Annotated in this window: 25 protein-coding genes and 1 tRNA gene; 3 read left to right on the forward strand and 23 right to left on the reverse strand. The window is 43.2% G+C overall.

Annotated elements, in window-relative coordinates; genetic code table 11:
- Positions 1 to 23: 23 nt before the first annotated feature.
- The 6 genes from BR63_RS05425 to BR63_RS05450 all read right to left on the reverse strand — a co-directional run bounded on the left by BR63_RS05425 (position 24) and on the right by BR63_RS05450 (position 6,535).
- On the reverse strand, positions 24 to 569 hold the full coding sequence (locus tag BR63_RS05425; protein ID WP_034424139.1) for a hypothetical protein: 546 nt from the start codon (positions 567 to 569) through the stop codon (positions 24 to 26).
- Between the two features lie 95 nt (positions 570 to 664).
- Positions 665 to 1,168, reverse strand: coding sequence for a CDP-diacylglycerol--serine O-phosphatidyltransferase (gene pssA, locus BR63_RS05430; RefSeq protein ID WP_034424140.1), 504 nt, complete (start codon positions 1,166 to 1,168; stop codon positions 665 to 667).
- Positions 1,161 to 1,919 carry a phosphatidylserine decarboxylase family protein gene (locus BR63_RS05435; protein ID WP_243270069.1) on the reverse strand — a complete coding sequence of 253 codons (759 nt, stop codon included), beginning with the start codon at positions 1,917 to 1,919 and terminating at the stop codon, positions 1,161 to 1,163. Before BR63_RS05435 ends, pssA begins: the two co-directional genes overlap by 8 nt.
- Complete coding sequence (locus BR63_RS05440) at positions 1,895 to 4,675, reverse strand: helicase C-terminal domain-containing protein (protein WP_034424143.1); 2,781 nt, start codon at positions 4,673 to 4,675, stop codon at positions 1,895 to 1,897. The genes BR63_RS05435 and BR63_RS05440 overlap by 25 nt, the downstream gene beginning before the upstream one ends.
- Before the next feature lie 155 nt (positions 4,676 to 4,830).
- Positions 4,831 to 6,084: an adenosylhomocysteinase gene (locus tag BR63_RS05445; RefSeq protein WP_034424148.1), complete on the reverse strand. Its 1,254-nt coding sequence runs from the start codon at positions 6,082 to 6,084 to the stop codon at positions 4,831 to 4,833.
- Complete coding sequence (locus BR63_RS05450; protein ID WP_034424150.1) at positions 6,077 to 6,535, reverse strand: DUF2889 domain-containing protein; 459 nt, start codon at positions 6,533 to 6,535, stop codon at positions 6,077 to 6,079. Before BR63_RS05450 ends, BR63_RS05445 begins: the two co-directional genes overlap by 8 nt.
- A 164-nt stretch (positions 6,536 to 6,699) precedes the next feature.
- On the opposite strand from BR63_RS05450, the gene BR63_RS05455 reads away from it, so the two are divergent.
- Both BR63_RS05455 and BR63_RS05460 read left to right on the forward strand, forming a co-directional pair.
- Complete coding sequence (locus BR63_RS05455) at positions 6,700 to 7,020, forward strand: nucleotide pyrophosphohydrolase (protein ID WP_081908248.1); 321 nt, start codon at positions 6,700 to 6,702, stop codon at positions 7,018 to 7,020.
- Between the two features lie 63 nt (positions 7,021 to 7,083).
- Positions 7,084 to 7,158 (forward strand) — tRNA-Arg (locus BR63_RS05460).
- Between the two features lie 225 nt (positions 7,159 to 7,383).
- Here BR63_RS05460 and trmL read toward each other — a convergent pair.
- From trmL to BR63_RS05500, 8 genes are all read right to left on the reverse strand, one after another.
- On the reverse strand, positions 7,384 to 7,845 hold the full coding sequence (gene trmL / locus BR63_RS05465) for a tRNA (uridine(34)/cytosine(34)/5-carboxymethylaminomethyluridine(34)-2'-O)-methyltransferase TrmL (RefSeq protein WP_034424154.1): 462 nt from the start codon (positions 7,843 to 7,845) through the stop codon (positions 7,384 to 7,386).
- A gap of 2 nt (positions 7,846 to 7,847) precedes the next feature.
- Positions 7,848 to 8,519 (reverse strand): YkgJ family cysteine cluster protein, encoded by a 672-nt coding sequence (locus BR63_RS05470; protein WP_051966046.1) that lies wholly within the window; start codon positions 8,517 to 8,519, stop codon positions 7,848 to 7,850.
- The gene (locus BR63_RS05475) at positions 8,516 to 9,688 is read right to left on the reverse strand and encodes an MFS transporter (protein WP_153802139.1); all 1,173 of its coding nucleotides are present in this window, start codon (positions 9,686 to 9,688) and stop codon (positions 8,516 to 8,518) included. Before BR63_RS05475 ends, BR63_RS05470 begins: the two co-directional genes overlap by 4 nt.
- Positions 9,689 to 9,981: 293 nt before the next feature.
- Positions 9,982 to 11,091 (reverse strand): sugar ABC transporter substrate-binding protein, encoded by a 1,110-nt coding sequence (locus BR63_RS05480; protein WP_034424158.1) that lies wholly within the window; start codon positions 11,089 to 11,091, stop codon positions 9,982 to 9,984.
- Positions 11,092 to 11,445: 354 nt separating this feature from the next.
- Positions 11,446 to 11,733, reverse strand: coding sequence for an EscU/YscU/HrcU family type III secretion system export apparatus switch protein (locus BR63_RS05485; RefSeq protein ID WP_034424161.1), 288 nt, complete (start codon positions 11,731 to 11,733; stop codon positions 11,446 to 11,448).
- Between the two features lie 9 nt (positions 11,734 to 11,742).
- The gene (locus BR63_RS05490; protein ID WP_034424163.1) at positions 11,743 to 12,489 is read right to left on the reverse strand and encodes a flagellar hook-length control protein FliK; all 747 of its coding nucleotides are present in this window, start codon (positions 12,487 to 12,489) and stop codon (positions 11,743 to 11,745) included.
- Between the two features lie 36 nt (positions 12,490 to 12,525).
- Positions 12,526 to 13,380: a DegV family protein gene (locus tag BR63_RS05495; RefSeq protein WP_207724766.1), complete on the reverse strand. Its 855-nt coding sequence runs from the start codon at positions 13,378 to 13,380 to the stop codon at positions 12,526 to 12,528.
- Positions 13,381 to 13,393: 13 nt separating this feature from the next.
- Positions 13,394 to 15,013 carry a DAK2 domain-containing protein gene (locus tag BR63_RS05500; RefSeq protein WP_034424171.1) on the reverse strand — a complete coding sequence of 540 codons (1,620 nt, stop codon included), beginning with the start codon at positions 15,011 to 15,013 and terminating at the stop codon, positions 13,394 to 13,396.
- Between the two features lie 200 nt (positions 15,014 to 15,213).
- Here BR63_RS05500 and BR63_RS05505 point away from each other — a divergent pair, with 200 nt between their 5' ends.
- Positions 15,214 to 15,861, forward strand: a complete 648-nt coding sequence (locus BR63_RS05505; RefSeq protein WP_034424178.1) for a hypothetical protein — start codon at positions 15,214 to 15,216, stop codon at positions 15,859 to 15,861.
- A 58-nt stretch (positions 15,862 to 15,919) separates the two neighbouring features.
- Here BR63_RS05505 and BR63_RS05510 read toward each other — a convergent pair whose 3' ends face one another.
- The 9 genes from BR63_RS05510 to BR63_RS05550 all read right to left on the reverse strand — a co-directional run bounded on the left by BR63_RS05510 (position 15,920) and on the right by BR63_RS05550 (position 26,243).
- Positions 15,920 to 16,369, reverse strand: a complete 450-nt coding sequence (locus tag BR63_RS05510; RefSeq protein ID WP_034424180.1) for a Fur family transcriptional regulator — start codon at positions 16,367 to 16,369, stop codon at positions 15,920 to 15,922.
- A gap of 80 nt (positions 16,370 to 16,449) precedes the next feature.
- Entirely contained in the window at positions 16,450 to 17,895 is a 1,446-nt protein-coding gene (locus BR63_RS05515; RefSeq protein ID WP_034424183.1) for a TrkH family potassium uptake protein, read from the reverse strand.
- Positions 17,896 to 17,907: 12 nt separating this feature from the next.
- Entirely contained in the window at positions 17,908 to 19,251 is a 1,344-nt protein-coding gene (gene trkA, locus BR63_RS05520) for a Trk system potassium transporter TrkA (protein ID WP_034424186.1), read from the reverse strand.
- A 144-nt stretch (positions 19,252 to 19,395) separates the two neighbouring features.
- On the reverse strand, positions 19,396 to 19,674 hold the full coding sequence (locus BR63_RS05525) for a GIY-YIG nuclease family protein (RefSeq protein ID WP_051966048.1): 279 nt from the start codon (positions 19,672 to 19,674) through the stop codon (positions 19,396 to 19,398).
- A gap of 1 nt (position 19,675) precedes the next feature.
- Entirely contained in the window at positions 19,676 to 21,274 is a 1,599-nt protein-coding gene (locus tag BR63_RS05530; protein WP_034424188.1) for an MBL fold metallo-hydrolase RNA specificity domain-containing protein, read from the reverse strand.
- Between the two features lie 127 nt (positions 21,275 to 21,401).
- Complete coding sequence (locus BR63_RS05535) at positions 21,402 to 22,706, reverse strand: HD-GYP domain-containing protein (protein WP_034424190.1); 1,305 nt, start codon at positions 22,704 to 22,706, stop codon at positions 21,402 to 21,404.
- Between the two features lie 350 nt (positions 22,707 to 23,056).
- Positions 23,057 to 23,614 (reverse strand): DUF5317 domain-containing protein, encoded by a 558-nt coding sequence (locus BR63_RS05540; protein WP_051966050.1) that lies wholly within the window; start codon positions 23,612 to 23,614, stop codon positions 23,057 to 23,059.
- Between the two features lie 349 nt (positions 23,615 to 23,963).
- Positions 23,964 to 24,650: an ECF transporter S component gene (locus tag BR63_RS05545; RefSeq protein WP_034424193.1), complete on the reverse strand. Its 687-nt coding sequence runs from the start codon at positions 24,648 to 24,650 to the stop codon at positions 23,964 to 23,966.
- Between the two features lie 63 nt (positions 24,651 to 24,713).
- The gene (locus BR63_RS05550; RefSeq protein WP_051966052.1) at positions 24,714 to 26,243 is read right to left on the reverse strand and encodes an S-layer homology domain-containing protein; all 1,530 of its coding nucleotides are present in this window, start codon (positions 26,241 to 26,243) and stop codon (positions 24,714 to 24,716) included.
- Between the last annotated feature and the right edge of the window lie 23 nt (positions 26,244 to 26,266).

Genomic DNA, 26,266 nt, shown 5'->3' on the forward strand with positions numbered 1-26,266 from the left:
CTCCATCACACCAGATTCTCTATTTATCTTATTAAGTTTAAGATAAAAGGTGACCGTTTTTTCGAAAATAAGTAGCAAAGAATGATAAGGGTACTCCAATAAAAGCCTTGAGGCCAGGGCACATGAAATAAAGTCACCAGCCCCAAACTAACACGCCAGATATGCACGCTCCAGGTAAAATTGCGCGTAAATAAAAAACAGACAATAGCCATGGTGAAAGACCCTTGAAAACACAGGGCATTGTGGGCTATAGTCATCCCAAGAAAAGAGAGCCAGGCAGAATAATAAAGCCCTTTTACCAGGGAAACCACCAGAAAATTAGCCATAATAAATATCCCAGCGGGAATTAGCCACCAGGCCCCACAGGATGTGATCAAGACAGAACACCATAACCAGGATTTAAAAATGGCGGCAAAAATGACGAAGAAAAAGAAAAATACCCCTTTATTATGCTTGACTAAGAGCCACCCCTCGTGGGGATAGGAAAGATTCTTGCTTAACCGGTAAAGGAGTACTTCCTCATTAAAAAATATACCCATTAACAATGACAGCAAGCAAAAAAAGAGCATAATATCACCCCTTGTCCCCAATGATGTCCCCAATAATATATATGTGTGACAAGGGCGACTAATGCCAAATAAAAAGAGGTGGCAAACCACCACCTCTAATACTTCGGTACTTTAATATTGCTAACCATAAGATAAGACAACACGATGGACATGATGACATAAAACTCGAGGGGCAATCTATTAGAGAGGAGCACGAAAATTGCCATAAGCGGCCCGCAAATCGTAATAAGCACACCCACAAAATGTGTCTTAATGTTTAAAACATTAAACCTGGCAAGTCTTATGGCACCACAGAGAGCAAAGATAATGGCAATTAATAACCCCCAGTAACCTATGGTATTTAATATACTACCATATGTTAACAGGGCAGGTGCCACCCCAAAAGAAACTAAGTCTGACAAGGAATCTAACTCTTTGCCAAAGTCAGAAGTAACGTGAAGACGCCGGGCTAAGCGGCCATCCATCCCATCCAGGACCATAGCAAATAAAATGGCCACTGCCGCTTCTTTATACTGACTTTCCATAGTTAACCATAAGGATGTAATCCCAAAAAACAGATTGGCCAGGGTAACTATGTTAGGTATTAACCTTTTACTCATTATAGAACCTCCCGATAATAGTCTCTCCTCCTCTAACCTTTTGTCCCTTTTGCACAAATATATGACTCCCTTTTGGTAAATATACTTCGGTACAGGAGCCAAATTTTATAAGACCAAACCTTTCACCTTGTTGTAATACCTCCCCCTCTTTTACCCAGCAAACAATTCTGCGGGCGATAAAACCTGTAATTTGCACAACCAAAACTCTATTGCGGGGATTATTCTCACTAACAATGCCAACATAATTTCTTTCGTTCAAATGAGAAGCGTGGCCTTTAAAAGCGGGAAGAAATTTTCCGGCCTGGTAAAAAACATAGGCCACTTTGCCGGCAATAGGACTTCTATTGACATGCACGTTAAAGATATTTAAAAAAATACTTACTTTCACCGCCGGACCATTTAAGAATCTATCTTCCCTAACTTCCTCCACCGCCAAAATCACACCGTCGGCAGGGGATACGACATCTTCGGCCTTACACTCCACACACCGTTCAGGATTACGGAAAAAGTACAACGTAAATATCACGAAAAGAAAAGGTATAAATGCCCACGGAAACCCCAGCCAGAAATATATGATTAAAGTTAACGCGATGCCAAGAGCAAGCATAGGCATAGCGTCCGGTACGATGATCCATTTTCTTTTATCCAATGCTCTGTTCCTTTCTTCTCTATAATTTGCCTTCATTTTACCATCTTTTACAGGACCGTTAAAGTAAAAGTTGAAATTTATCCCCCGGAAGTCTTGAACCATTTACGAACCTGTTCAACGACAAAGCCGGTATCTCCTGCATAGTATTTCTGTTGCGGCAGGGAGTTAATAAATTTTTTTCCGTAACGTTTTTTGACAATCCTGTTATCCAGAACAACAATCACACCCCAGTCCTCCACAGTTCTGATGAGCCTGCCATAACCCTGTCTAAATCTTAATACGGCCTGGGGCAAACTGTAACCATAGAAACCATCTTTGCCTTCGTGGGTCAAAGCCTCAACCCTGGCTTCTACCAGGGGAAGATTGGGCGGGGCAAAGGGCAGTTTAACCATAATTACGGACGTTAAAGCGGCGCCGGGCAGGTCAATTCCTTCCCAAAAAGCATTGGCTCCAAAAACCACCGCCTGGGGGTTTACTTTAAGCTCCTCCACGAGCAATGACCTGCTGCCATTGATGCCGTCGGCGAATAATTCTAATCCTGCCTGTTGCAGAGGGTCATGAAGGACATCGAACATTAGGCGCAGCTGCTTATAGGAAGTAAACAAAACAAGGGTTCTGCCGCCCGTGACCAGTAAAATTTTTAGCAAAGCTTCCTGAATGGCTAAGGAATACAGTTCTTCACTGGTTTTGCCCGGATCGGGTAAGCTGCTGTCCACCAGGAGCAGGGACTGCTCATCATAATAAAATGGCGAAGGTATCTGCAGGGTATCCACCAATTCTTCGGGTAAGCCCAGCTGTTCAATGAGAAAGGCAAAACTTCCATCAACGGTTAAGGTGGCAGAAGTAAGGACTGTGCCGGTCTTTGAAATAAACAAATGATCATAAAGTTGCTGGGCAACTTTGATAGGGGTAATGTGGAGACGGAGATCTTTAAGGGCATTATCCCTTTCAAACCAGTAAACTTTTTCTTCTCCTCCGGCAGCAAAGAAATTTTCGATTACCTGAGCCTCCACGACACTTTCGTTGATATGAGCCTTCAAGTGGCGTAAAGGAATTTCCCAGGTGGCATAATCTAATTCTGCAGCAATGTAATCATAAAGACTTTGCAGTTCCCTTAAGAGCCCTACAATGTTTGAGCGCAGGTTAGCAAAAAGAATATTCAGCGTTTCCCACCAGGCAGCGTGTTTAACCCCTTCCTGCACACGGCTTAGTTCAAGGGAAGGATTCTCCTCCAGCACACAAAGAATATCATGAATTTGCATATTTATATTTTCAGCCAGATGTTGCGCATCTGCCAGGCGGTTCTGGATGTGACCTAAGTCCTGCACTTCCTTGGTTAACAGGGACTGGATAAATGAAAACAAACCAAATTTGCGGTAATTGTCCTTTTTCAACAGGGCACCTATTCTTTTCTGTAATGCATAAAGAGAAAAAGTTTCAGTGAATTGTTTTGTAGCTTCCTCTTCTAAATGGTGGGCCTCATCCACCACTAAATACTGATATTTAGGTAAGAGGGCCTCACCTAATTTTAAATCAGATAAGAGCAGGGAATGGTTCACAATTATCAAATCTGCTTCCAGGGCCTTTTGCTTAGCCCGCTGGTAAAAACACTCCCCGATAAAGGGACAGTTACTTCCCAAACAAATATCTTTGACTGAAGAAACTTGCTGAAAAAACTCCTTTTCCCAGCCTCTTAAGTTTATAGAATCCCTGTCGCCTGTACCGTTTTCCCTAAGCCAAAGACTAATCCTGGACATCAGAAGTTTTTCCGGCCAGCTTAAACCATGTACAGCTTCCTTGAATTCTCGCCATTTATGAAGGCACAGGTAGTTGTTTCTCCCTTTTAGAACTGCGGCACTAAAATGAAAAGGCAGGACTTTTTCTAAAAATTTTATTTCACCACGGGCCAGTTGTTCCTGTAAGGCGATGGTGTGGGTGGCCACTACGATCTTTTCTCCCTGGGAAACAGCCCAGGCTAAAGCAGGTACGAGATAGGCCAGGGATTTACCAACTCCCGTCCCGGCTTCAACCAGTAGGTGGCGCTCTTGTTCTAATACTTTGGCTACGGCCTTTAACATTTGGATTTGTGGTGTTCGAGTTTGATAATTGAGTAGCTGCCCGGCAATATATCCTCCCGGTAGAAACATTTCTTCCAGGGCCTTCACACTCCACTGGAAGGCACGTTTATTTTTTGCCGTACTACTCTTTTCATTTTCTTCTACACAGGCTGTTTCCAACTGTTGTGTAAAATCATAATGCCTTATCTGGTCTTTGAGGATTTCCTGCAAATACCAGGACAAGCCCTGGGGGTTATCCTGCAGGAAAGAACATATCTCCTGGAGTGCATAAATCGGAAGTTTTTTTAGGGTATCTGTTAAGGCGTAAAATAATTTTTCCAGAGCCCTGGTATCCGGCAGGGCCCGGTGAGCAGGTTCCTGATTCAACTGATAAGTTCTTACCAGATTTCTTAAGCTGTACGATGGTGTATGGGGTAAAAGCAGTTTGGCTAATTCCACGGTATCGATGTATAAATTCGGAAGAGGAAATCCTAAGGCTTTTTCCAAAAAGCCGAGATCAAAGGCTGCATTATGGGCCACAATTACTTTCTGCCCCAGGAACTCTAACAGGTCCTTTTTGATGTCAGCCATGGTCGGCGCGGTCCTTATCATCTCCCCGGTTATGCCGGTCAGTCTTGTAATATGCGGTGGTAAAGGCACCTCCGGATTAAGCAAGTGGTGAAATATTTGTTTTTCACCATTTTCATCCATACTGAGGGCGGCAATTTCAATGATTTTATCCCTTTCAGGCTGCAGGCCTGTAGTTTCCAGGTCTAAAAAAACCCAGTTAAATTGGACCATAAAACCTCCTCTATTGGGGACATTCCTGTCTCAAAAGAAGTAATTGGGGACATTCCCTTCCCTTTTACCGCTTTCCGTTTTCCGACTTCCGAAGTCCGACAAAAATCACCAATAACTAGTAACTCCTAAGATAAGCAGGTGTGTCCCCTCTCCTCTTACATCGCCCAGTCATTGAGATATTGCTTTTGTTCCGGTGTTAGTTCATCGATCTGGCGGCCCAGGGCTTCTAAGCGGAGCCTGGCCACGCCCTGATCAATCTCAGTGGGAACAGGGATGACTCCCGGGCGCAGCTGCTCCCGGTTCTTTTCTAGATAGGCCAGCGACAAGGCCTGAATGCCAAAAGACAAATCCATTATTTCCACAGGGTGCCCGTTTCCGGAGGCCAAATTGACCAGCCTGCCTTCGGCCAGCAAGAAGAGTTTTCGTCCGTCCTGTAAAACAAATTCTTCTACGTTAGGCTTGACCGTTCTAACCGACACAGCCAGTTCTTTTAAATCGGGTTTACTGATCTCTACATCAAAATGGCCAGCATTGGCCAATATTGCGCCGTCAGCCATCACGCTGAAGTGTTCTTTGCGGATCACAGCCTTGTTGCCGGTTACGGTAATAAAGAAGTCACCAAGGGCAGCCGCCTTCTGCATGGGCAGTACTTCAAAACCGTCCAAGATAGCCTCATTGGCTTTGATAGGGTCTATTTCCGTGACGATTACCCGGGCCCCCAAACCTTTGGCCCGTAAGGCCACGCCTTTACCGCACCAGCCGTAGCCTACCACTACCACATTCTTCCCTGCCACTACTAAGTTGGTGGTGTTTGTTATGGCATCCCAAACCGATTGTCCGGTACCATAACGGTTATCGAATAAATATTTCATATAAGCATCGTTGACGGCGACAACGGGTATTTTTAAGACTCCAGTCTTTTCCATGCTGCGCAGTCTGATCAGACCTGTAGTGGTTTCCTCACAGCTCCCGGTGACAGCGGGAATTAAATGCTGATATTCCCCATGAAGCAGTGAAACAAGGTCCCCCCCGTCGTCAATGATTAAGTTGGGTTCTGTCTCCAGGGCAAGTTTCAGGTGCTGGTGATATTCGGCATCAGTAGCCCCATGCCAGGCATAAGCCCGGATGCCGTTTTGTACCAGGGCTGCCACTACATCGTCCTGGGTGGACAAAGGGTTGGAGGCTACTACGGTAACTTCGGCACCTCCTGCCTTTATCACTTGCGCAAGATAACCTGTTTTTGCTTCCAGATGCAGGCAAATAACCACTTTTTTCCCGGCGAAGGGTTGTTCGGCGCTGAACTTGTCTTTAATCTGGTTAAGTATAGGCATAAATTTTTGCACCCAACTGAGCTTTTGCTCTCCTTTAGGGGCAAGATTGATGTCGCGAATCTGCGATTCTTTAAGCATTTAAGTCGCCCTCCTGTTCTTCCCTGTTCCGGGAATAATAATAGCAGGTATCTTTTAATTCCTGATTAAAAATATGTACTCTCTCTTCCGGACTGTAATGATGATGGACCCAACTGTATTTCCCTTGTTTGATCACTTTCACCATATCTAAAAATAAATCGGCCAAATGATAACAGCCCTGGGGACCACCCAGTTTTTGCTGAACAATTTTTGTTATGCCCGACTTAATGGGGATACCGTTTAAGCTTTGGATACGTTTTTCTACGTCTTTACATAGTGTGTGCGGAGTACGAACCATCCATGCTTTTACATCTATGATCGTTAAATCCGCCAGACTGGCTTTGGCTTCAAGCACCATTTCATGTGCTGTATCGGTTAGACTCACCTGTGCCCACAATTCGTCACCCACTAGTTTGACACTGTAATTTTTCGCCCTGTTAAAAAGGTACACTTGCTTTCTCTCCTTCGTCTTTTTCACTTTTCCATTTTAGCAAACATCATAGCGAATGCCTATTATTTTTTCTGCCAGCCTAAAAGTGTTTCTCAGTGGTTAGAATACAACTTGCCTTGTATTTCACCGGAATCTGTGCCAGAATATGTGTGGAGGTGAGAAACCTGGACATATCGGAAATGCAGTTGGAGGTAGACCGCTGGATAAGGCAATTCGCCGAAGGCTATTGGCAGCCTTCCTCCATGACTTTACGTCTAATGGAAGAAGTGGGTGAACTGGCCCGGGAGGTCAACCATTTATATGGCGAAAAACCAAAAAAACCTGAGGAGCCCGAAACTGATTTAGAACTAGAACTGGGCGATATCTTATTTATTATCTTGTGTTTTGCCAATGCCCAGGGTTTAGACTTAAACCGGTCTTTTACCCGGGTAATGCAAAAATACTATGAAAGGGATTCCCATAGATGGACCCGTCTAAATCCTTGATTTACCTTTGACAATTCTTCTTTTATGGTATATACTCAATAATGTTATTTTTTCTCCCACTAGGCGCCCGTAGCTCAGTGGATAGAGCGCTGGCCTCCGGAGCCAGGTGCGTAGGTTCGATTCCTACCGGGCGTACCACTACTACTATAAAGGTAATGCGACTTCGCCGCTTCGACATCCGATATCAGATATCCGAACAGTTGATTTTTACCGAACAAAAAACTCCTGAGATCTCAGGAGTTTTTTTGTTGAAGAAAAATATTAATAAAAAGACTTGCTATAAAAATTGGAAAATCGGTAATGCCACAGGCACAAGTCTCGCTATGTCGGAAGTCGGAAAGCGGTAATCGGATAACGTCGTTTTCATTTCAAGCCAGGGAAATCGTGCTGCCTTAGAGCTTCATAAACCATAACAGCAACAGAATTGCTAAGGTTTAAAGAACGGGCGTCTTCCCGCATGGGCAAGCGGAAACACTTGTCCGGATATTTGTGTAATAAACTCTCCGGTAAACCTTTGGTCTCTTTGCCGAAAACTAAGTAGGCGCCTGGTGGGTAATATATCTTTGTATAGCATTGCGCACCCTTGGTAGTGGCTAAAAAGTATAGCTCAGGATTAGTTTTCACAAGGAATTCATCCAGGCTTTTATAGATGTGTACATCTAAAAGATGCCAGTAATCCAAACCCGCTCGTTTTAAATGTTTGTCATCAATGGAAAAACCCAAAGGCTCTACAAGATGCAGGCTGCAGCCTGTAACCGCACATGTTCGGGCTATATTCCCCGTATTGGCAGGAATTTCCGGTTCAACCAGGACAATGTTAAACAAAACTACTCACCTTTCTCATACAGCTCGTTCCACAAACTTGACGGGACAATATCCTTTAAATAGACCTGTTGGGGAGTTATTTTACCGGTCCAGGCATTTTCTGACCAGTCTTCTTCGTTTATTTCCGGGTCCCAGGCTTCGTGAATCACTAACCCATCTTTTACAGATGACCTGAACCACAACCGTACTAACTCGTCCTCTCCCGTATTGACAATGGTATCCCTTAATTTTCTCGCTCTAGGGGCAAGAGGCGTACAGATATAGGTCCTGCAGACCAGAGGACGTTCATTGTAGTTTAAACAGCGGCGGGTCTCCCTGTTTAAAAAGATACACTTCTCGTCACTCTGCCTGGCCAGAGTAATATCCACCACAGGGCCCGAAACACAAACATTAGTAAACCTCTTGAAAAATTCCCCCAAAGGCAGCCCGGGGGCTAGGCCCTTTTGTAGTACCAATACATCTAAACTGGTAAGGGGGACTCGTTCCTGGCAGCAGACATCACAGCCCTCGCATTTTCCAGTCTCCGCCCGTACTCTCTGGTACGTGCCCCTCTCAATATATTCTTCTAAAGCCGAAAGATAATCTGCCAGGGTGGCCTCTTCCGAATGTATAACCACATCTATTCCCGTTTTTCCTTCTATGTTAATGGGTACAAATTCTACACAGGGGTTCATAATAATACCCCTTCTTCTTTCTTTACTGCTGAGGTTTCCGATAGCTTTAGGAAACCAGTTAAAATGAGGGCTGGTATGAGAAGAAGAGCTGTCATTAAAAGAGCAGGTATGTACCCCATTTTATCAGCTAACATTCCGGTGAGAGAAGTGCCTATCCCGCCCAGGCCGAAGGCAAAGCCCATGGTCATACCTGAGGCTAACCCTGCCCGTTCCGGTAATAGTTCTTGGCCAATAACCACTGTGACGGGCCCTGTACCATGGATGATGAGGCCCAATATCACCAGAACCCAGTTACGTAAAGGGGGGCTGACGTAAAAATAAAGTGGCAGGACCACAAGCGTCAATAAGAAATAGACCGCAAGTGTTTTCTTTTTGCCTAACAGAGGGCAGATATAACCACAAAGAAAACCTCCCAATGTCCCGGCCAGTAAATAGTAAGTAAGAACCAACCCGGCCTGCTTTTCATCTGTTCCCTGAGCCACCAGCCAAAGGGGAATGAATGTGGTTGTAGCCGTTACGAGCCAGGAACGTAAACCCACAATGCCGCTCAGCATCCACAACGAACGGTAATTCCTGCCATCATTGGCACAGTAAACCGGCTCTTCATATATTTTTTCGGATTCGGATTTAGGTATAAGACGGAGCAACATAATCCAGATAAGTCCCGGAATGACCAGATATACAAGGCCGTTTAAACCCCATTTGGCCACAATAAGTGCAGTGATGGCCGGTGCAAAAGCGAAGCCGAAATTGCCACCCGCACTGTACACAGACATTTTGATGGCTTTGTGTGAATTTGCCCCCTCTACGGCTTTAGTAGCGCCTAAGGGGTGATATAAGGCTGAGCCTAATCCTCCCAAAGCCACCAAAAAGAGAAACAGAGGATAATTTTGCACATAAGCCAGCAGGCTCATGGGTATGGCAATAGCCGCTAAGGCCAGACCTAATGACCAGTTCCACTTTGCTTTGTCAATGAGATAGCCAAATACGGGCTGCAGGAAATTGGCTGTTATAGTTTGTACCGTTACAGCCAGGGCTAGTTGGGTGTTATTTAAGCCCCATAATATGCCTATAAAAGGCAACAAAGGAGGTAACATATTTACATAGAAATCTACCCAAAAATGTCCTCCCGAAACTAAAAGGGTCCCGCCCCATTTTGTCTGCAGCAATGTCTTCTCATCCCCTTGTCCAATAATCTTGCACAGATAATTATATACGCAGCACAGGAAGTTGAGCAACAAATATTGGTTACTAACGACAAAAATCAAAGTGGTTTTTTCAACCACCTTGATTCTGGCCCGATCCTCCCTGCTGCTGACCTTCTCTTTCTTTTTTACCTTCCTCTTCACCCTTTATTTCTATACTTTCCACTTCCCCGGTGATATTCATCTGGAATTCCTGCCCATCTTTGGTTTTTATCTTGACTACAGTCTTTTTACCTTTTTGGCCTTGTCCTTGTTGATTACTCCCACCCTCTTGCTGCTGGCTTTGTTGATTCCCCCCCCCCTTGGTTACCGCCAGGTTTTTTTTCCGGGCTCTCTTTTTTCTCCCGTTGTTTCTTGATAGTTTCCAGCCTTTCTTTCATCAGCGAAAGATTTTCTTTGGTTATGGCGCGAATGGGTGTAAACCTTGCGGGTACCGTATGGCTTCCGTTATTTATAAGCTGTTCGTATTCCCAGGGCTCATCTTTCTCCAAATCCTTGGCCGCTTGAAGCGAAACTTGAGCAACCAGTTCAGGCATGATATCGATCTCTGCTGCATGGTATCCCTTTTCCATGGCTTCCACAATTTTTTGGTCGGTGCCAATACCAAAAGTCTTAACTTTCCCGGCCATACCTTTTTGCTCCAGAGCCTGCAAGGCACCTAATGACAATTCGGGTGAGGAAGCTAAAATGGCTTGAGGAATTTTATTGTTTTCCAGATACTTTTTCACAACATTAAAGGCCAATGAAGGATCCCAGTTTACTATTTCCTCCGTCCAGATGGCTCCTATGTTTTTATTTTCACGCAAAACATTCAAATTACCTTTTACAATACGTTCAGCAATAGGGTCCCCCCGTGAACCCCTCAGCAACAAAACCGTATAAGGCTCGTTTCCTTTAATAGTTTGTAGCATTTGCTGGGCCTGCATTTCCCCGGCCCTCTCAAAATCAGGGGTGATAAAGGCATCAGCCGTGCTGTCTGGCGGTAGAGAACCAAGAGCGATAATCTTCGCATCTTTTTTCTGGATATCCCCAAACTTCTTGGTTAACATTTCGGGGTTGACCGGCTGTACAATAATAACTTTAACCTTTTCTTTCAGTGCTTCTTCCAAATCCTTGTCCTGTTTCAGGGGATCATTCTGGGCATCGAGCCAGGAAATCTCCATTTTTTCTTCTCCAGCTTTTTTCGTCATGATTTCTTTCAAAACTATATAGTTTTCGTTGGTGGAATTGGGTATGCTTACGGCAATTTTGGTCTTGTTTTGCTCTTCTTGTTGTTTCTTAGGTCTTAATTGAGGTACCCTACTGCAACCCGCTGCCAGCAAAAATACCAGCATAATACAGATAGCCTGTCGCCAATTTTTTTTCATTTATATCACCTAATTTTATAGTGCTATTTCTAGTATGATATTTCCTAATAAAATTATGAGATTTCCATTATATTTTTGTATATTGCTGGTAATATTTACTAAATTTTTGGTAAAGCTATAAATGGGAAATTATTGAAGGAGGTGACCTAAATTGGCTGGTTACGCATGTCCAGTATGCGGTAAAAAGTCAAGACTTCCGGGATTCTGCTGTGGACAAACCATGGTGCAGCAGGGAACATATTATTGTGATAGATGCAGAGCCCAATCCAACTGTGCTGCAGATTGTTGTGGTTCACCCATGAAGCTTATCTAAAATAACTACATAAACTAAATAAAAACAGGGAAGCCAGCTTTTTAGCTTTCTTCCCTGTTTTTACTGTTTTTTTCTTGATCAAGCCGGTACAAAAAAGCAAGAACCCGGGCTACCGCTTCATACAGATCAGGAGGAATTTCCGTCCCCAGGGGTACTTCTATAAGTTTCGCCACTATTTCCCTGTTTTCCAGGATAGGTATCCCGTGGTCCCGGGCTACGCTTAAGATTTTCTCCGCCATCAAACCCTCACCCACAGCTATGACTTTCGGTGCCCCTTGGGGCTCTTCCAGATTATAGTCCAGAGCTGCAGCCTGTTTTTTACCTTTCATTTTCTCACCTCATACAGTGCAATCAATACTGTCTCGCACTTCTTTTCGAATCAAAGGACCCATGGGTGCGGGGACGACCTGGCAAATAGTAGTGGCTGTCTTCAGAATACCGATGCGCTCCTTAAGTAAAATTTCCGTATCTTCCTGTTCCGGCCACATTTGGACATAGGTATATCCATCTACTACTGTGAGCACAATCTGGATATGTCCTAATTTTTTATAATCCATCTGCATGTGAATTTCAAAAATCTTCTTATCTTTAGCTTTCTGCCCATAGTGTAATATCTCTATGGACTCATAGCCACCCTTTTGTTTATTATTGGGGAAAAGTAAAGCCAACATGATATGGGGATCCACCAAATAACGCAAAGCTTCTCCTTGGGCAACCGGAATTCTTCTTAAAGCTGTTTCAATTTTTGTCATCTCTTTATCGATGGAAAACCCATATTTTTTCATCAATTGTTTTAAAGGATCTTCTTTTTTAACTTCTTTTTCCTCCATCCCGGCCGGTATAGTTTTAAAGAGAACCTTTTGGCCTTCATGGCTTAAAACCTGAAGGCGCATAACCTGGCCGATTTCCAGGGGGATATGGGATTGGGCAACAATTAACCGGGCCCCCAACTGCAAAATATAGTTATTTCCTTCCCTTGAAACCACGGTAGCCATAAACTTTTGCCCGGGAGAAAATGTCAAAAGAGTATTTTCTTTCGTTGATGTTCCCAGACATAAAATGAGATTGTTCATTTTATCCATCATATTATTACAACTCCAGCATATAAAGAAAAATGCCGGTTAATCGGCATAAAAGAACAAGGCTATGGTGCCGGGACCAGCATGGGTACCTACTACCGCCCCGATATCAGAAATAATGTGTTCACTACACCTGAGTTCGGAAATCATACGTTTATGGAAGGCAATTGTTTCATCGAGCACATCAGCATGGACCAGCGCACAACGAATCTCGCGGCCTTCATGGGCATCGGAAAATTTACGGGCCAGTTCTAAAATCCGTTCTAATGCTTTCCCCTTTCCCCTTACTTTTTCAAAAGATGCCACAAAACCATCCTGGAGGGTGAGTATGGGTTTGATATTCAACATGGTGCCCAAAAGGGCCTGAGCCTTACCAATACGCCCTCCTTTTTGCAAGTATTCCAGAGTATCCACCACAAAGTATGTATTTACCTTATTCATTACGTTATGGGCAATATTGATAATTTCCAATTTATTTTTGCCTGCCCTGGCCGCCCGGGCAGCCTCAATCACCACCAAACCTAAGGCCATGGAAACAAGTTTACTGTCAATGACGGTGATATCTCTACCAGGCAAAGCATTTTTCGCAATCAAGGCAGCCTGGTATGTCCCACTCATGTTAGCGGAAATGTGAATGGAAATTACAGAAGAGCCGTCCGCCGAAAGACTATTAAATACTTCCTGAAATTCTCCCGGTGAAGGCTGGGATGTGGTGGGGAGCTTATCACTTTCCTTCAATTTCTCGTAAAATTCCCTGGCGCTGATATCAACACCTTCACAGTAAACGTTTTCCCCAAAGAGGACTTTAAGAGGTACAACAGTAATACCCAATTCCTTTATCAAGGCCAGAGGTAAATCGGCTGTACTGTCAGTAACAATCTTTACCTGACTCATCATAACACCTCATTTTTTACTCTAAGGATATTAGGTAATAATACAAGGGTTGGCCACCAAAGTGTAATTCAAAATCGATGCCCGGATACTTATCTGCCAGGTATTCTACCAGATTGTGTGCTTCCTCTTCCCCAATCCCTTCGCCATAATAAATCGTCACCAATTCATGGTCGTTCCGCAAGGTCCTATCAATAACAGTTTCCACTGTGTCTTTCACGTTACTGCCTGTGGTGACTAGTTTGCCATCTACCAGCCCAAGTATTTGTCCTTTTTGGATATCATGCCCTTCAAACTGGGCTTCACGTACCGCATAGGTTATTTCCAGAGAAATTACCTCTTTACTTGCGTCTTCCATTTTGGACTTGTTGGCCATAAGGTCATACTCGGCATTAAAAGCCATTAGTGCGGCAATACCCTGGGGTATTGTTTTTGTGTTAATAACTTCCACGGGTTTACTGGAAAGTTTGGCCGCTTGCCGGGCAGCCAGGACGACGTTACTGTTGTTGGGTAAAATAATGACTTCTTCCGCCAAAATATTCTCAATGGCTTCCACGAAATTTTCTGTGCTGGGATTCATGGTCTGACCACCAGATATGATAATGTCTACCCCTAGACTTTTGAAGATCTCTACCAAACCATTGCCAACGGCCACAGCGATAAGTCCTAAATGTTTTTTGGCCCGCGCTTTAAGCTGCATCTCTTTATTTTGTTCGCTCATGTTATGTATCTGTATTTCATGGAGGGAACCAAAATTTATACAATAATCCAGTACCGTCCCAGGGTAATTGGTATGAATGTGTATTTTGGCCGTATCAGGATTTCCCACTACCAGAAGACAGTCTCCTTTATCGGTAAGGTTTTTCCTAATCGTATCAAGGGGCAGGTCATTTAATGTTTTTTTCAGGATAAATTCAGTACAATACTGGTACTCCAGCACATCACCATTGGGCGCATATCCCGCTGCCGCCACCGCTGGTTTAAATTCTTCTGTTTCTATCACTAAATCCGAAACATCTAAACCTTTAAGGGAGGACAGCATACCCTCCAGAATATACACCAGACCCTGGCCGCCAGCATCTACTACGCCTGCTTGTTTTAATACCGGTAAAAGAGTCGGTGTTCTTTGTAAAGAGGCTATGGCTCCCTTATGTGCGGCTTCTAATACTGAATCAATGGTGGCATGAGGCTGGATTGCAGCTTCACGACCGGCTTCAGATGCTTCCCGGGCCACGGTGAGTATTGTCCCTTCTACTGGATTCATCACGGCTTTATAGGCTGCTTGTACAGCACTCTCCAATGCTTCAGAAAACACCTGAGGGCCGAGAGAATCTAATCCTTCCGCCCTTTTAGCAAAACCGGCAAATAATTGAGAAAGTATAACACCAGAGTTGCCTCTGGCACCCATCAAAGCACCATAAGCGACTTGTTTGGCACAGTTACCAATATGTTCGTCTTGTTTTTGTAAAACTGCTTTGGCAGCCGAGGCCATAGTTAAGCTCATATTGGTTCCCGTGTCTCCATCAGGAACGGGAAACACGTTTAGGGAATCCACCAGATTTTTTCTATCTTCAAGGTATTTACTGGCCGTTACGATTAACTTTAACCATAGCCGGCCATCTAATTCTTTTGTCTTCACCCTTTTGCCTCCTCAAATGCTGTATCTTAGCGGGAAAAATTACCACATTATGTAACTTTCCGAATGATTACACTATATATTCATTCTTTTCTATTATACTTTGTAACAGGAAACATCGTCAATTTCTACCTGCTCCCTTCCTTACCGGGACCTAATACTTATCAGCTTTACCAGCCATACTAAAAGGTGAGGTGCAAAAAATGATTCAGATAGATGATGCAGGCAGCGGCAGCTTAATCGGCGGGACCGGTATCGGGGTCATGCGCGCAGAAACCAGGGAATATTACTTTGATATCATTCCTCTACCTTATTATCAGCCGCCTCTCTTCCCTGAAAAAAAATATCAAGAATGTGTTATAGATATTGTGCGGGAAGCTTTTCAAAGGTTTTCCGTATCACACGATGAGCCCATTGAGATATGCCGTGGCTATATGTTTGACAGCTTACGCGGCTGGTTATCAGATCAAGGCTACCGGTGGAAAAGTACAATTATTGAAGGTACACTGCAGGAAAAAGTAGAAGAAGCTTTTAATCGTTATGTAATTAGCCTCGGATTACCTGAGAATTTCGTGAAACACGCCCGTTATGCTTTCGGTTTTCACCGTTTATTGAAATGGGTTTTTGCTGACCTGGAAAACAGGGCAGCCTTATGTAAAACAGGCTGGAAAAGCTGGCAAAAGTGGTCCCGGATAGAACGGAGTATCTTTTTAAATGAGGCCAGGAAAAAAGAGTATTGTTTGAAATGCGGGAAACCAATTGAACCCAATGAACCGGTAGTCACTATGGAATATATTACAAACAGATTTTGGTCTATTAATATCCATACCGGTTGTTACACCGGAGAATAATACAATGCTGGCAGTGTTAACAAAAAAGCTAAGAATCAACTGTTCTTAGCTTTTTTCCTTATTTCTCATTTTCTTTACTTTGACATTCTTTACAAATACCATACATTTTTAGCTGGTGATTCTGGACTTTGAAACCATTCCTTTTTTGTACCACTGCTTCCAGGGATTCTAAAAGATCGTCATTGAATTCCGCCACAGTACCACACTGGAGACAAATCAGGTGGTGATGGTGATGGTCATCAATATCCGTCAATTCATAGCGGCTTCGGCCATCGCCAAAATTCATCACCCGCAAAATATCCAACTGTGCTAAAAGGTCTAAGGTACGATACACTGTAGCCAGGCCTATTTCAGGATGTTCCTCCTTTACCAAGCCGTAAACATCCTCAGCACTAAGATGTTCATTGGGATTTTCCGAGAATACTTTAACAATAAGCTGTCTTTGCGGCGTTAACTTATAATCCTTGGCATGCAAACGTGTTCTAATATCCTCCAATTTAATCGGCATTACATCACCTGCGTGAAAATTATTATCAGTTATATTATACTCCACTTCCTCAAGTATAAACAAATAATTCCTTATTTCTATTATTTTTTCCAGAAAGAAGGCAGGATTAGCACCAGTACCGTGTACAGTTCCAAACGGCCCAGCAGCATAAAGATAGAAAGCATATATTTGCCAGTGGCCGGTATAAAACTATAGTTCTGTACCGGACCCACCTTGGCCAGGCCGGGGCCAACATTACCCAATGTTGCTGCCACAGCAGTAAAGGCGCTGGTCAGGTCTAATCCAAGCAGAGCCATAAAAACTGTACCGAAAATTGTTATTAAGATGTAAATAAAGAAAAACTGCAGAATATTTATCACAATGTCATGAGGAACATTTTTAGCGCCAATTTTTAAGTTCATAATGGCCCGTGGGTGAACCACCTTTTGTAATTCCAGGAGGCACTGTTTAAGTAAAACCAGGATACGTCCCACTTTAATAGAACCGCCAGTAGAACCTGCACATCCTCCTACAAACATTAAAGCCACCAGGATAGCCTGGGAGAAAAAAGGCCAGCGGTCAAAATCGGCGGTAGCATAACCTGTAGTTGTAATGATGGAAACAACCTGAAAACTTGCCAGGTTTAAAATATTGCCTATTCCCTTTATTCCTGCAAGAAATAAATCGAAGGAGACAAAAGCAATGGAAGCCAGTACAATCAAGGAATATAATTTAAATTCCGGATTACGCCAAAAAGTCCATAAACTCCTGCCCCTGAGAGCCTGATAGTACAACGCAAAATTAGCACCGGACATAAACATAAAAATTGTTATAACCCAGTGAATCATAGGATTAGTATAATAGCCGATACTGGCATTCTTAGTAGAAAATCCCCCCGTAGCTAAGGTCCCAAAAGTATGACACAAAGCATCGAAAAGGGGCATCCCCAGTAACCAGAGCAGCAAGGTTTCAACTATAGTAAACAGGAGATAGGTGTACCATAAGATTTTAGCCGTTTCACTGATACGGGGTTTTATTTTTTCCGCTACCGGACCCGGTGATTCCGCCCTAAACATTTGCATGCCCCCCGTGCCCAGGGAGGATAAAATAGCGATAAACAGCACAACAATACCCATTCCACCCAGCCAGTGGGTTAAACTACGCCAAAACAATACTCCATGGGGTAAAGACTCAATATCAGTCAAAACACTGGCTCCCGTTGTGGTAAAACCGGACATAGTCTCAAAAAAGGCGTCGGCATAGGAGGTAAAAGTACCGGTTAAAATATAAGGTATGGCGCCAAAGGCCGAAGCCAACAGCCAGCTAAAAGTGACTACGATAAAGGCTTCACGGTTGTGAAAAGTCCCTTCCAGTTTAGTTGCTTTATGGGCGACAAAACCAGCCAGGAAGGTAACTATACTGCTACCCAAAAAAGCCAGCCAGTCAGAATCCCCGTAATATAAGGACCACATCAGGGGCAATACCATGGAGACGCCGATAATCATTAACATAATACCTAATGAGGAGATAATTTTTTGATAATTCATCTTAGAACCCCTTTATTTAGCTGTAAAGTACTCTTCAACCTTGCCTATGGCCTTGGGTAGGGCAAAGACGGTCACTGTGTCACCGGACTTCAAGTAATCTTCCCCTGTTGGTACAATCACTTGGTTATTGCGGTAAATAGATCCAATAATGGCGCCGGTGGGAAAGACCAATTCTTTTAACTTTTTGTTTACTACCTTTGATTCGGGGGTAACAACTAACTCCATCATTTCAGCCTGAGCTTGACTTAGCAGGGTTACAGAGACAACATTAACCCCTTTTTTGATAAAGCGTAGAATAGCGTTGGCCGTCAGTATCCTGGGGCTTATCCCCACATCAACACCAACACCCTCCATGAGGCTAATGTAGTCGGAGCGTCGCACCTGGGCAATGGTCCGTTTTGCACCAAGGTGTTTGGATAGGAGAGCAACTAAGAGATTCAGTTTGTCGTCATCGGTAAGACAAACGAATACATCAGTTTCTCCTGCCCCCTCTTCTTTAAGAAGGTCCAGATCAGTACCATCACCGTGTAATACCAGTGTGTTCTCCAAATGTTTGGAAATCTCCATACATCTTTTATAGTCTTTTTCAATAACCTTGACCGAGATCTTTCTTTCCTCCAATATTTTCGCCAGGTGGTACCCGGTAAGGTCACCACCTAAGATCATTACTCGTTCGGCTTTTTGTCTTTCTGTTCCTAAAAATCTCTCAATTCGAATCATTTCTTTAGTTTTACCCAGGATAAAAATGATATCCTCGGGTAATACCACGTCATCACCGCGGGGTATGATCATGTGGCCTTCCCTAACGATGGCCACAATTAAAAAAGGACAGTTAAATTTCAGGTCCTTCATTTTTTTACCGGCAACAGGAGCATGGCCGGGGATTTTTAGTTCCAGTAACTGTATTTTTCCGTCCGCATAATAGACCACATCCAAAGCTTCCGGTACTTCAATGAGCTTGGCTATTTCCTTGGCTGTTACCAGTTCAGGATTGATAATGAGATCAATTCCTGAAATCGCTCCTTTGTTCAGCTTATTATCTTCTACGTATTCCGGATTCCTCACCCGGGCAATGGTTTTGAGAACCCCATACTGCTTGGCCATCATACAGGCGATCATGTTTACTTCATCAATCTCGGTAACTGCAACCAGGAGAGAGGCTTCTTTGATCCCTGCTTCTTCCAAAGTCCGGCAGCTGGCACCACTGCCTATCACTACCTGGACATCAAGATTTTCTTCCAGATGGCGCGCTCTTTCTTCGTTTTGTTCAATGACTACCACATCCTGGTTTTCGTAGGCCAGTATTTGAGCAATGTTATAGCCAACTTTTCCCGCGCCAATGATGATTACTCTCATATGATGTATACACCCCTCTCCCATCCATTCCAATCTCAATAAATCCTACCACGTACATAATAAAGTGTCAATGAGTCCTTGTGTCACCTGGCCTATACTGATTTAGCCCATCAAAAAAGGGGCTTTGTCACGCCCCCTCTTTTCCTATTTTTCAGTTAATAATCCTAATACGTAGTCAGTGCCATATCTTGCCAGGTCTTCTTTCTTATCGTGAGGTAACCGCCTAATGATGTACTCTAATTGCAGGGCTTGGCGGTACGTCAATCCCTTATACGTGAAATGTAAGGAGAAAGGATGTCGACCCCTTGTGTACTTGGCACCTTTCCCCTCTTGATGATTCCTTAACCTGCGTTCTAAATCCTTGGTAATACCTGTATAAATCGAACCATCGGCGCATTTTAACAAATAAAGGGTCCATTCCATCTTAAACAGCCTTGTTGATTTCTCTTTCCACTTCGTGGACTTGTGCTAAAAGACGCTGTAACAGCCTGGTGTCTTTTTCGGGCATTTTAGCCAGTTCCTCAATGCGCCTTTTAATGGTGTTAAAAGCATGTAATAATTCCTGGCTGGTTGTTGCCGGAATCGCTTTAAAGATGTTAGTGTCCTCATTAGCCATTGTATCACTGGCAATATCATATCTTGCTCCATAATGAGGAATCTCGGCTCTTATACCGGTTTCACTTAGAATTACTCTTTGCAGGGTATTAAGGGCATCTTCTTCTCCGTGAACCAGGAAAACCTTATCTGGTGTTTTTTGAAAACCCTTTAACCATTCCACCAAACCTTTTTGATCAGCATGGGCTGAAAAGCCATCAATCCTTACAATATCCGCTTTGACAGCAACCTCTTCACCATGGATTTTCACCTTTTTTTCGCCGTCCAGGATACGCCTGCCCAATGTTCCTTCCGCCTGGTAACCTACAAAGAGGACAGTGCATTCAGGACGCCAGAGATTATGCTTAAGATGGTGTTTTATCCTGCCGGCCTCAGCCATCCCGCTGGCAGAGATAATCACAGCCCCGCTCTTTATCTTATTAAGTTGCATAGACTCCTCTGCCGTACGTACATAATGGATCCCTTCACCCGTGAAAAGGTTTTGCCCACCTTTTTTCTGAAAAATGGCCAGGGCCTCCTCATCAAAGAACTGTGGATTTCTGGTAAATACCTCTGTAGCCTCTACAGCCATAGGACTATCAATATAGATGTTGAGTTCCGGTAAAACCCCTTTGTCCTTTAATTCCATGAGATGGTAAATAAGATCTTGGGTTCTTTCTACGGCAAAAGCAGGAATAATTAAATTACCGCCCTTTTTCATGGTATTCTTTACGACACGTGTAAGAATTTCCAGCCTATCCTCTGCTTCCAGGTGGTAACGGTTCCCATAGGTAGATTCCATGACTATGATGTCCGCCTCTCTGATGACTGTGGGATCATCCACGATGGGCTGGTTGATATTCCCTATATCCCCAGAGAAAACAATTTTTTTACTGATGCCGTCTTCCGTAAGATAAACTTCAATCAAAGCAGAACCCAAAATATGTCCTGCATCTTGAAATCTAACCTTAACATTTGGCGTGATCTCTATCATCTCTTCATAGTGATAGCCTTTAAAATTTTGCAGGCAAGTTTCTGCATCTTTTACTGTATAAATTGGTTCGATCAAAGAATAACCCATCCTTAAAAACTTCCTGTTTTTCCGTTCAACTTCCATTTCCTGAATATGACCGCTGTCCGGTAAAACCACTGCGCATAATTCCCGGGTGGCCTTAGTTGTATGAACCAAACCCTGAAAACCTTTTTTATAAAGCTTGGGGATTAAACCACTATGGTCAATATGGGCATGGGTTAACACAACAAAATCTATTTCCGAGGGGTTAAAAGGAAAATCCTTATAATTGTTTTCTTTTAATTCTTTAGACCCCTGAAACATACCACAATCTACCAAAAATCGTTCATTCTTTGTGGTAATGAGAAAACATGAACCTGTTACAGTTCCCGCCGCTCCATAAAATTGAATGTACAATTTCTATCACCTCTATATTTAAATTTCTACAAAAAATTATTCTTCCCTTTTTCTTTTGACAATTTTTTAAACATAATTAATTTCCTGCTCGTCCCTGGGTTTATCTAAAAAAATAAAACCCACCCAATCACTTTGCCTGGGTGGGAGCATAATAAATTTGTTTTTTTTCCAAGATTTCCAACAAAGTCTGCTCCGTAGGGATAACACCTTCCCGCTGTAGTACTCTAAGAAAGGCATTCACCACTTGTGGGTCAAACTGGGTTCCTTTATTTTTGATGAGTTCGATTACGGCCTTCTCGAGAGAAAGGGCTTTCCGGTAGGGCCTGTCTGTTGTCATGGCATCCCAGGCATCGGCCACACCCAAAATACGGGAACCAATAAATATATTCTCACCCACAACCTGGTCGTTATAGCCTCGTTTGTCACCGTTATAGTAAAGATGATGTTGTCTGGCCATAGACGCGACAGTTTCCATTCCTTCCATACCTAACAAGATCTGTTCACCAAAGGTGGTATGGTTCTTTATCAGTTCAAATTCATCCGAATCTAATTTTCCCTGTTTATTCAAAATGGTATCAGGTACGCCAACCTTACCAACATCATGCATAAGTCCACCCATTTCAATCATTTCCACTTCTTTGGGCGCTAACCCCATTTCCTGCGCTATTTTACGGGACCACACCGCCACACGGCTGGAGTGACCATGGGTATAAGGGTCCCGTAATTCCAAGGCCGTCATCAGAACTTTAACAGTCTGGACAAAACGTGCTTGCATGGTACGAAGATTAAGACTGGCCTGATATAAAATTGTCCGCAAAAAAATAATAAGCACAATGACTAATAAGCTGCCCAGCCAACCGTATGAAAGCACTAACCCGGCGAAAGTGAGCCCTCCGATTCCCAAAATGGCGCTGTGGGCAACGGTATCCTTGTTTAACTCCAACCAAGTTAGCCAAAGGGGCAGTCGCTGTGATAAAGATAGAATCCAGGAAACCAGGAGCGTATTAGGAAGCATATAGGCAACCGGCATGATTAAGGCATGGGCCGTCAAAAGCCCTGCTTGTCCACCCACTGCTGTAAACACATAATACGTAACAGCAGAGGAAATGATGGTTTGCGCTGTATTAAAGCAAGTTTTAATAAGGGGACGTTTCTGAATAAGGCCATAAACAATCCCCCCGATTACCAGGCCGATAAGTGTTACCTTTAACCCCGCAATTAATAAGGCGGCAATTTGCAATGAACTGCTTACCGTCATATCGCCGTCTTGGTTAATGTTTAGTGGGTATAATTCGGCCAGGATAAACAATAAAGCAAACAGTAACTGCCAGATAATATTCATTGAGTCAATCAAGGGACCCCTGAGGCTGTAAAAAATGATAGCCGCAGCAACAATGTCAATTCCAATTACGAAAGGCCAAAGATGCCTCATAAATCCCACCTCTTTTCGGACAAAACCAGAGAGTATTGAGTATTTATACTAATTATAGACAAAAATATTGCATCTTTTGGTAGTTCATTGGGATTGCCCGTTTCGAATGTGGCAGCTCTCATTTTAAAATAATGAGGATTCCAGGATGCCAAGGTCAGAATGAGGCTGCCACATCACTTATACCATTTCCAGTTACCAGCGCCAGCCGGAAGCGGCTGTCATCAGCATGGATACTAAAGCTGTCAATACGACCATCCAGCGAACCATCATTCCACACCTCCTTCAAACAAAAAATGTTTGGGTTAATACAATCGGAATATTCCGTATTTATAGGACCTAAGAATCTCGTTTTAATCGGCTGTGGCCGCACTCTTCCTCTCTAACATACCCTTAATGATAATTCTAATTATCCCTGCAAAAAGTATTACATCACCGATGGAAAGTACTCTGGGAAAGGGGTAAGGGGGGGGCAGTGGTATAATATCAGCCAGTAAGACCAGCTTTGTGGCAGACCCAATAATTACGTGACGGGCGCTTATATCTGAAAGGAGTTCAGGCAGATAATCTGATTGACCTGAAATCACTGCCGCCCACTGAGAGACAGGCATTCGTCCGCCATTTGCCGCCATCACAAGAAAATTTAAGAAAAGACCGATTAAACTTAACTTGACGCCGGGAATATGCCTGTTAGCCCATAATAACAACATCATTAAGGCACCAGCAAACATAATTAACGATTTATAAAGGAACTGTCTTTCCGGAGTTTGAGTAAACTGCATGCTGGCTTCGATGACTCCCAGGAGTATAAACCAGCCTGTCCCCCTTAAGGGTAACCGTCCCAAGTTCTTAATTCTTCCTCCCATTAGTAATCCCATTAACAAACCGAGCACTACAATATCGATGTACACTTGACGCCTCCTAAATTTATCACCACGAAATTTTATTAGTAATTTAGCTCTTCCTGGGAAACCCAATTTAAGTATACTACTTTAATTTAGGCTCAATAAAAATATTCGCTAAGGTTTGCCAGTACCCTTTGGAGAAAATAGTAATTTTTGTTGATTAAAAATAAATTTTGTATCAATTTACGCCCTATTCTGTAATAACATTTAGGTTTTCAACATGTTTTTGCATGTTTATTATCTCTGGTTTTATTTAACGCTTTACAAAAAAACGTTCTCATATTTTGGGTTACTGATAAATTCAATATATTCTACTGAATCTTAGGGTTTAACCCCTTTGTTCAATGCAAGTAGTCTAATCTAAAGTAATTACACTAATTTTATTTTTAAAGCGCCGCAAGATACTGTAAAATGTGCGGCCAAAAGTTAAAGAGAAACCAATATTACCAAGGGCATGTAAAGTATCAAAAGGAAAACTGGCAAGATAAGTAGCCATAAAGGTTTTCAGTGTTAAGGGATAGACAAAGCCAACCCAGTGCCATATATTCATAATCCAGCCAAAAAGATAGCCCCAGAAAGCTCCAAGAATGATAAAATTTCTTAGATTAAACTCTTTTTCTTTTTTGGCTAGAAGGGCAGCTGTCACTCCACACAAGCCCCAGCAAACCATCTGCCAGGGTGTCCAGGGCCCCTGCCCTAAAAAGAAATTAGAAACCAGTGCAGCCAGAGCTCCTACCATAAAACCTGTCTGAACTCCAAAAACATAACCAGTAATCATTACGATAAAAGTGGTGGGTTGCACACTCATAATTATCGCAAAAGGGATCCTGGAAACTGCGGCTAAGGCTGCCATGGTCGCTACTAGTGCAACTTCCTTGGCAGAGACCTCCTTTTGTTCAAAGCGCCAGAAAAAAGCAAGCAAAGCCAACGCTAGTATCACCGCAGAAAGAACTGCCCAATTGATATTGTCTAAAGAGATAATACTAATGCCCAAGAGAGAAACAACAACAAGAATTACGATTAGCCAAAAGTTTTTTTTCATTGTACATGCCCCTAAAACTATGAAACTTTTAGTTGAGCTTAACTGCTTAGTGATTTACTTAGCTTACTGGTTTTTTGTCAGGCTTCTTAGTTTTGCAATACTATAGGCGCACTGGGCTCGGGTGACATAATTCTTATGGTCAAAGCTTGGATATAACAATCCTTTTTCCAAGGCCATGTCTACACTCCCAGAATACCAGTAAGGACCTGCTTTAATTAGAATCTGCTCATCTAAAGGGAGTGCTCTCACAAGCATAGCAGCAAGTTCTGCGCCTGTAATTTTCCCCTCAGGATCAAAGGTTTCCGGCGTTTTCCCTTTAACAAATCCTTGGTCATAGGCTATGGAGATGACTGTATGAGCCCAGTGCTCCATAGGAACATCCTTAAAATGCCGGGCAGAATTACTTTCTAAGGCAGCAAGCCCTAGCCCATAAACCATAAATTTGGTAAATTCAGCCCTGGTTACAGGGTTTTCCGGTCGAAAAGTACCATCAGGGTATCCACCCAAAACTTTAGCCTGGATTAACTCCATTATAGGATTATAAGCCCAATAGTGTTTATCCAGATCGGTAAAGGGATACTTTTGTGCACCCTCAGAGTTTTGTAAAAAATCTATATTTACTGGAAAAGGTCTCTGTGCCAAAGCCATTATAGCATACGCAGTCATCAGTACTGGCGAAGAGACAACATCCTTCATCCAGCTAAAAGACCCGTCACTGTTTTGTAAACTTAATAAATGGGCTACAGGGTTCTTTCCATTGGCTTGCCAACCAACACTAAAAGGGTCTTCTCCAACAGCTACAAGCCCTTGGATTACCCAGGCATCAGTAGCCGCATTACTTCTTTGCCCTGTCCATACAAAACCGCCGTCGGCCTCCTGGCACTTTTTTAAATACTTAAGAGCCTTTTGTATGGCCGTAGAGTCTTGGGGATTTTCTCCCAATAACACAAGAGTCGTTATGGCAACTCCTGTATCATCCGGATCACTTTCCCCTCCAAGGGCCCAGCCAAATCCGCCATCCTCATTTTGCTGGGATAAAAGCCATTCCCTGGCTTTATCCTTATTAGGGATTTCCCGTCCTGCAGAAGCCAAAGCAATAATAGCCCACATATGGCTGTTTACAAGTTCTAGTTCCCCTAAGTCTGGTTGAGCAAATTGCCCATTGTCCCGCTGAAAGGAAATGATTTTTTCAGCCAAATCGATGCCATTGAATTCAGCCCCACACTTACTTGCCGTTAAAGCTAACAAAGTCCTGGCATAATCATTCGTGGCTTCAAGAAGATTACTTCCTGTATTAAGATAATCTAATGGATTTCGGCCACCTTTCATCCATTTGTTGCTTTTTACATCTTCTCCTGCAGCCCTTAGGGCCATTATTACCCAAGCCGTTATACCCATACTGCTTTTACGGCCTTTCTCACTCGGAAAACCACCATCGGAATTTTGCACAGCAGCCAAATAAGCAACAGCTTTTTTAATATTCTCTGCTACCTGTTTGTCAGCAGATCCCGAAGCGGCTATAACCGGGTTAGTCATTAGAAGCAGGAAAACCAGTAGTAAACTAACAATATATTTTATTTTGCTTTTAACCATAAGGTTCTGCCTCCTTGCTTCAA

This window comes from Thermanaerosceptrum fracticalcis, from assembly GCF_000746025.2.
GTDB classification, from domain to species: domain Bacteria; phylum Bacillota; class Peptococcia; order DRI-13; family DRI-13; genus Thermanaerosceptrum; species Thermanaerosceptrum fracticalcis.

Coding starts and splice junctions, on each gene's coding strand:
- BR63_RS05425 (WP_034424139.1), bottom strand. CDS start 569: ATGCTCTTTTTTTGCTTGCTGTCATTGTTAATGGGTATATTTTTTAAT.
- pssA (WP_034424140.1), bottom strand. CDS start 1,168: ATGAGTAAAAGGTTAATACCTAACATAGTTACCCTGGCCAATCTGTTT.
- BR63_RS05435 (WP_243270069.1), bottom strand. CDS start 1,919: ATGGTTCAAGACTTCCGGGGGATAAATTTCAACTTTTACTTTAACGGT.
- BR63_RS05440 (WP_034424143.1), bottom strand. CDS start 4,675: ATGGTCCAATTTAACTGGGTTTTTTTAGACCTGGAAACTACAGGCCTG.
- BR63_RS05445 (WP_034424148.1), bottom strand. CDS start 6,084: ATGCTTAAAGAATCGCAGATTCGCGACATCAATCTTGCCCCTAAAGGA.
- BR63_RS05470 (WP_051966046.1), bottom strand. CDS start 8,519: ATGAACCCCTGTGTAGAATTTGTACCCATTAACATAGAAGGAAAAACG.
- BR63_RS05480 (WP_034424158.1), bottom strand. CDS start 11,091: ATGAAAAAAAATTGGCGACAGGCTATCTGTATTATGCTGGTATTTTTG.
- BR63_RS05485 (WP_034424161.1), bottom strand. CDS start 11,733: ATGAAAGGTAAAAAACAGGCTGCAGCTCTGGACTATAATCTGGAAGAG.
- BR63_RS05490 (WP_034424163.1), bottom strand. CDS start 12,489: ATGATGGATAAAATGAACAATCTCATTTTATGTCTGGGAACATCAACG.
- BR63_RS05495 (WP_207724766.1), bottom strand. CDS start 13,380: ATGATGAGTCAGGTAAAGATTGTTACTGACAGTACAGCCGATTTACCT.
- BR63_RS05505 (WP_034424178.1), top strand. CDS start 15,214: ATGATTCAGATAGATGATGCAGGCAGCGGCAGCTTAATCGGCGGGACC.
- BR63_RS05510 (WP_034424180.1), bottom strand. CDS start 16,369: ATGCCGATTAAATTGGAGGATATTAGAACACGTTTGCATGCCAAGGAT.
- BR63_RS05515 (WP_034424183.1), bottom strand. CDS start 17,895: ATGAATTATCAAAAAATTATCTCCTCATTAGGTATTATGTTAATGATT.
- trkA (WP_034424186.1), bottom strand. CDS start 19,251: ATGAGAGTAATCATCATTGGCGCGGGAAAAGTTGGCTATAACATTGCT.
- BR63_RS05525 (WP_051966048.1), bottom strand. CDS start 19,674: ATGGAATGGACCCTTTATTTGTTAAAATGCGCCGATGGTTCGATTTAT.
- BR63_RS05535 (WP_034424190.1), bottom strand. CDS start 22,706: ATGAGGCATCTTTGGCCTTTCGTAATTGGAATTGACATTGTTGCTGCG.
- BR63_RS05545 (WP_034424193.1), bottom strand. CDS start 24,650: ATGAAAAAAAACTTTTGGCTAATCGTAATTCTTGTTGTTGTTTCTCTC.
- BR63_RS05550 (WP_051966052.1), bottom strand. CDS start 26,243: ATGGTTAAAAGCAAAATAAAATATATTGTTAGTTTACTACTGGTTTTC.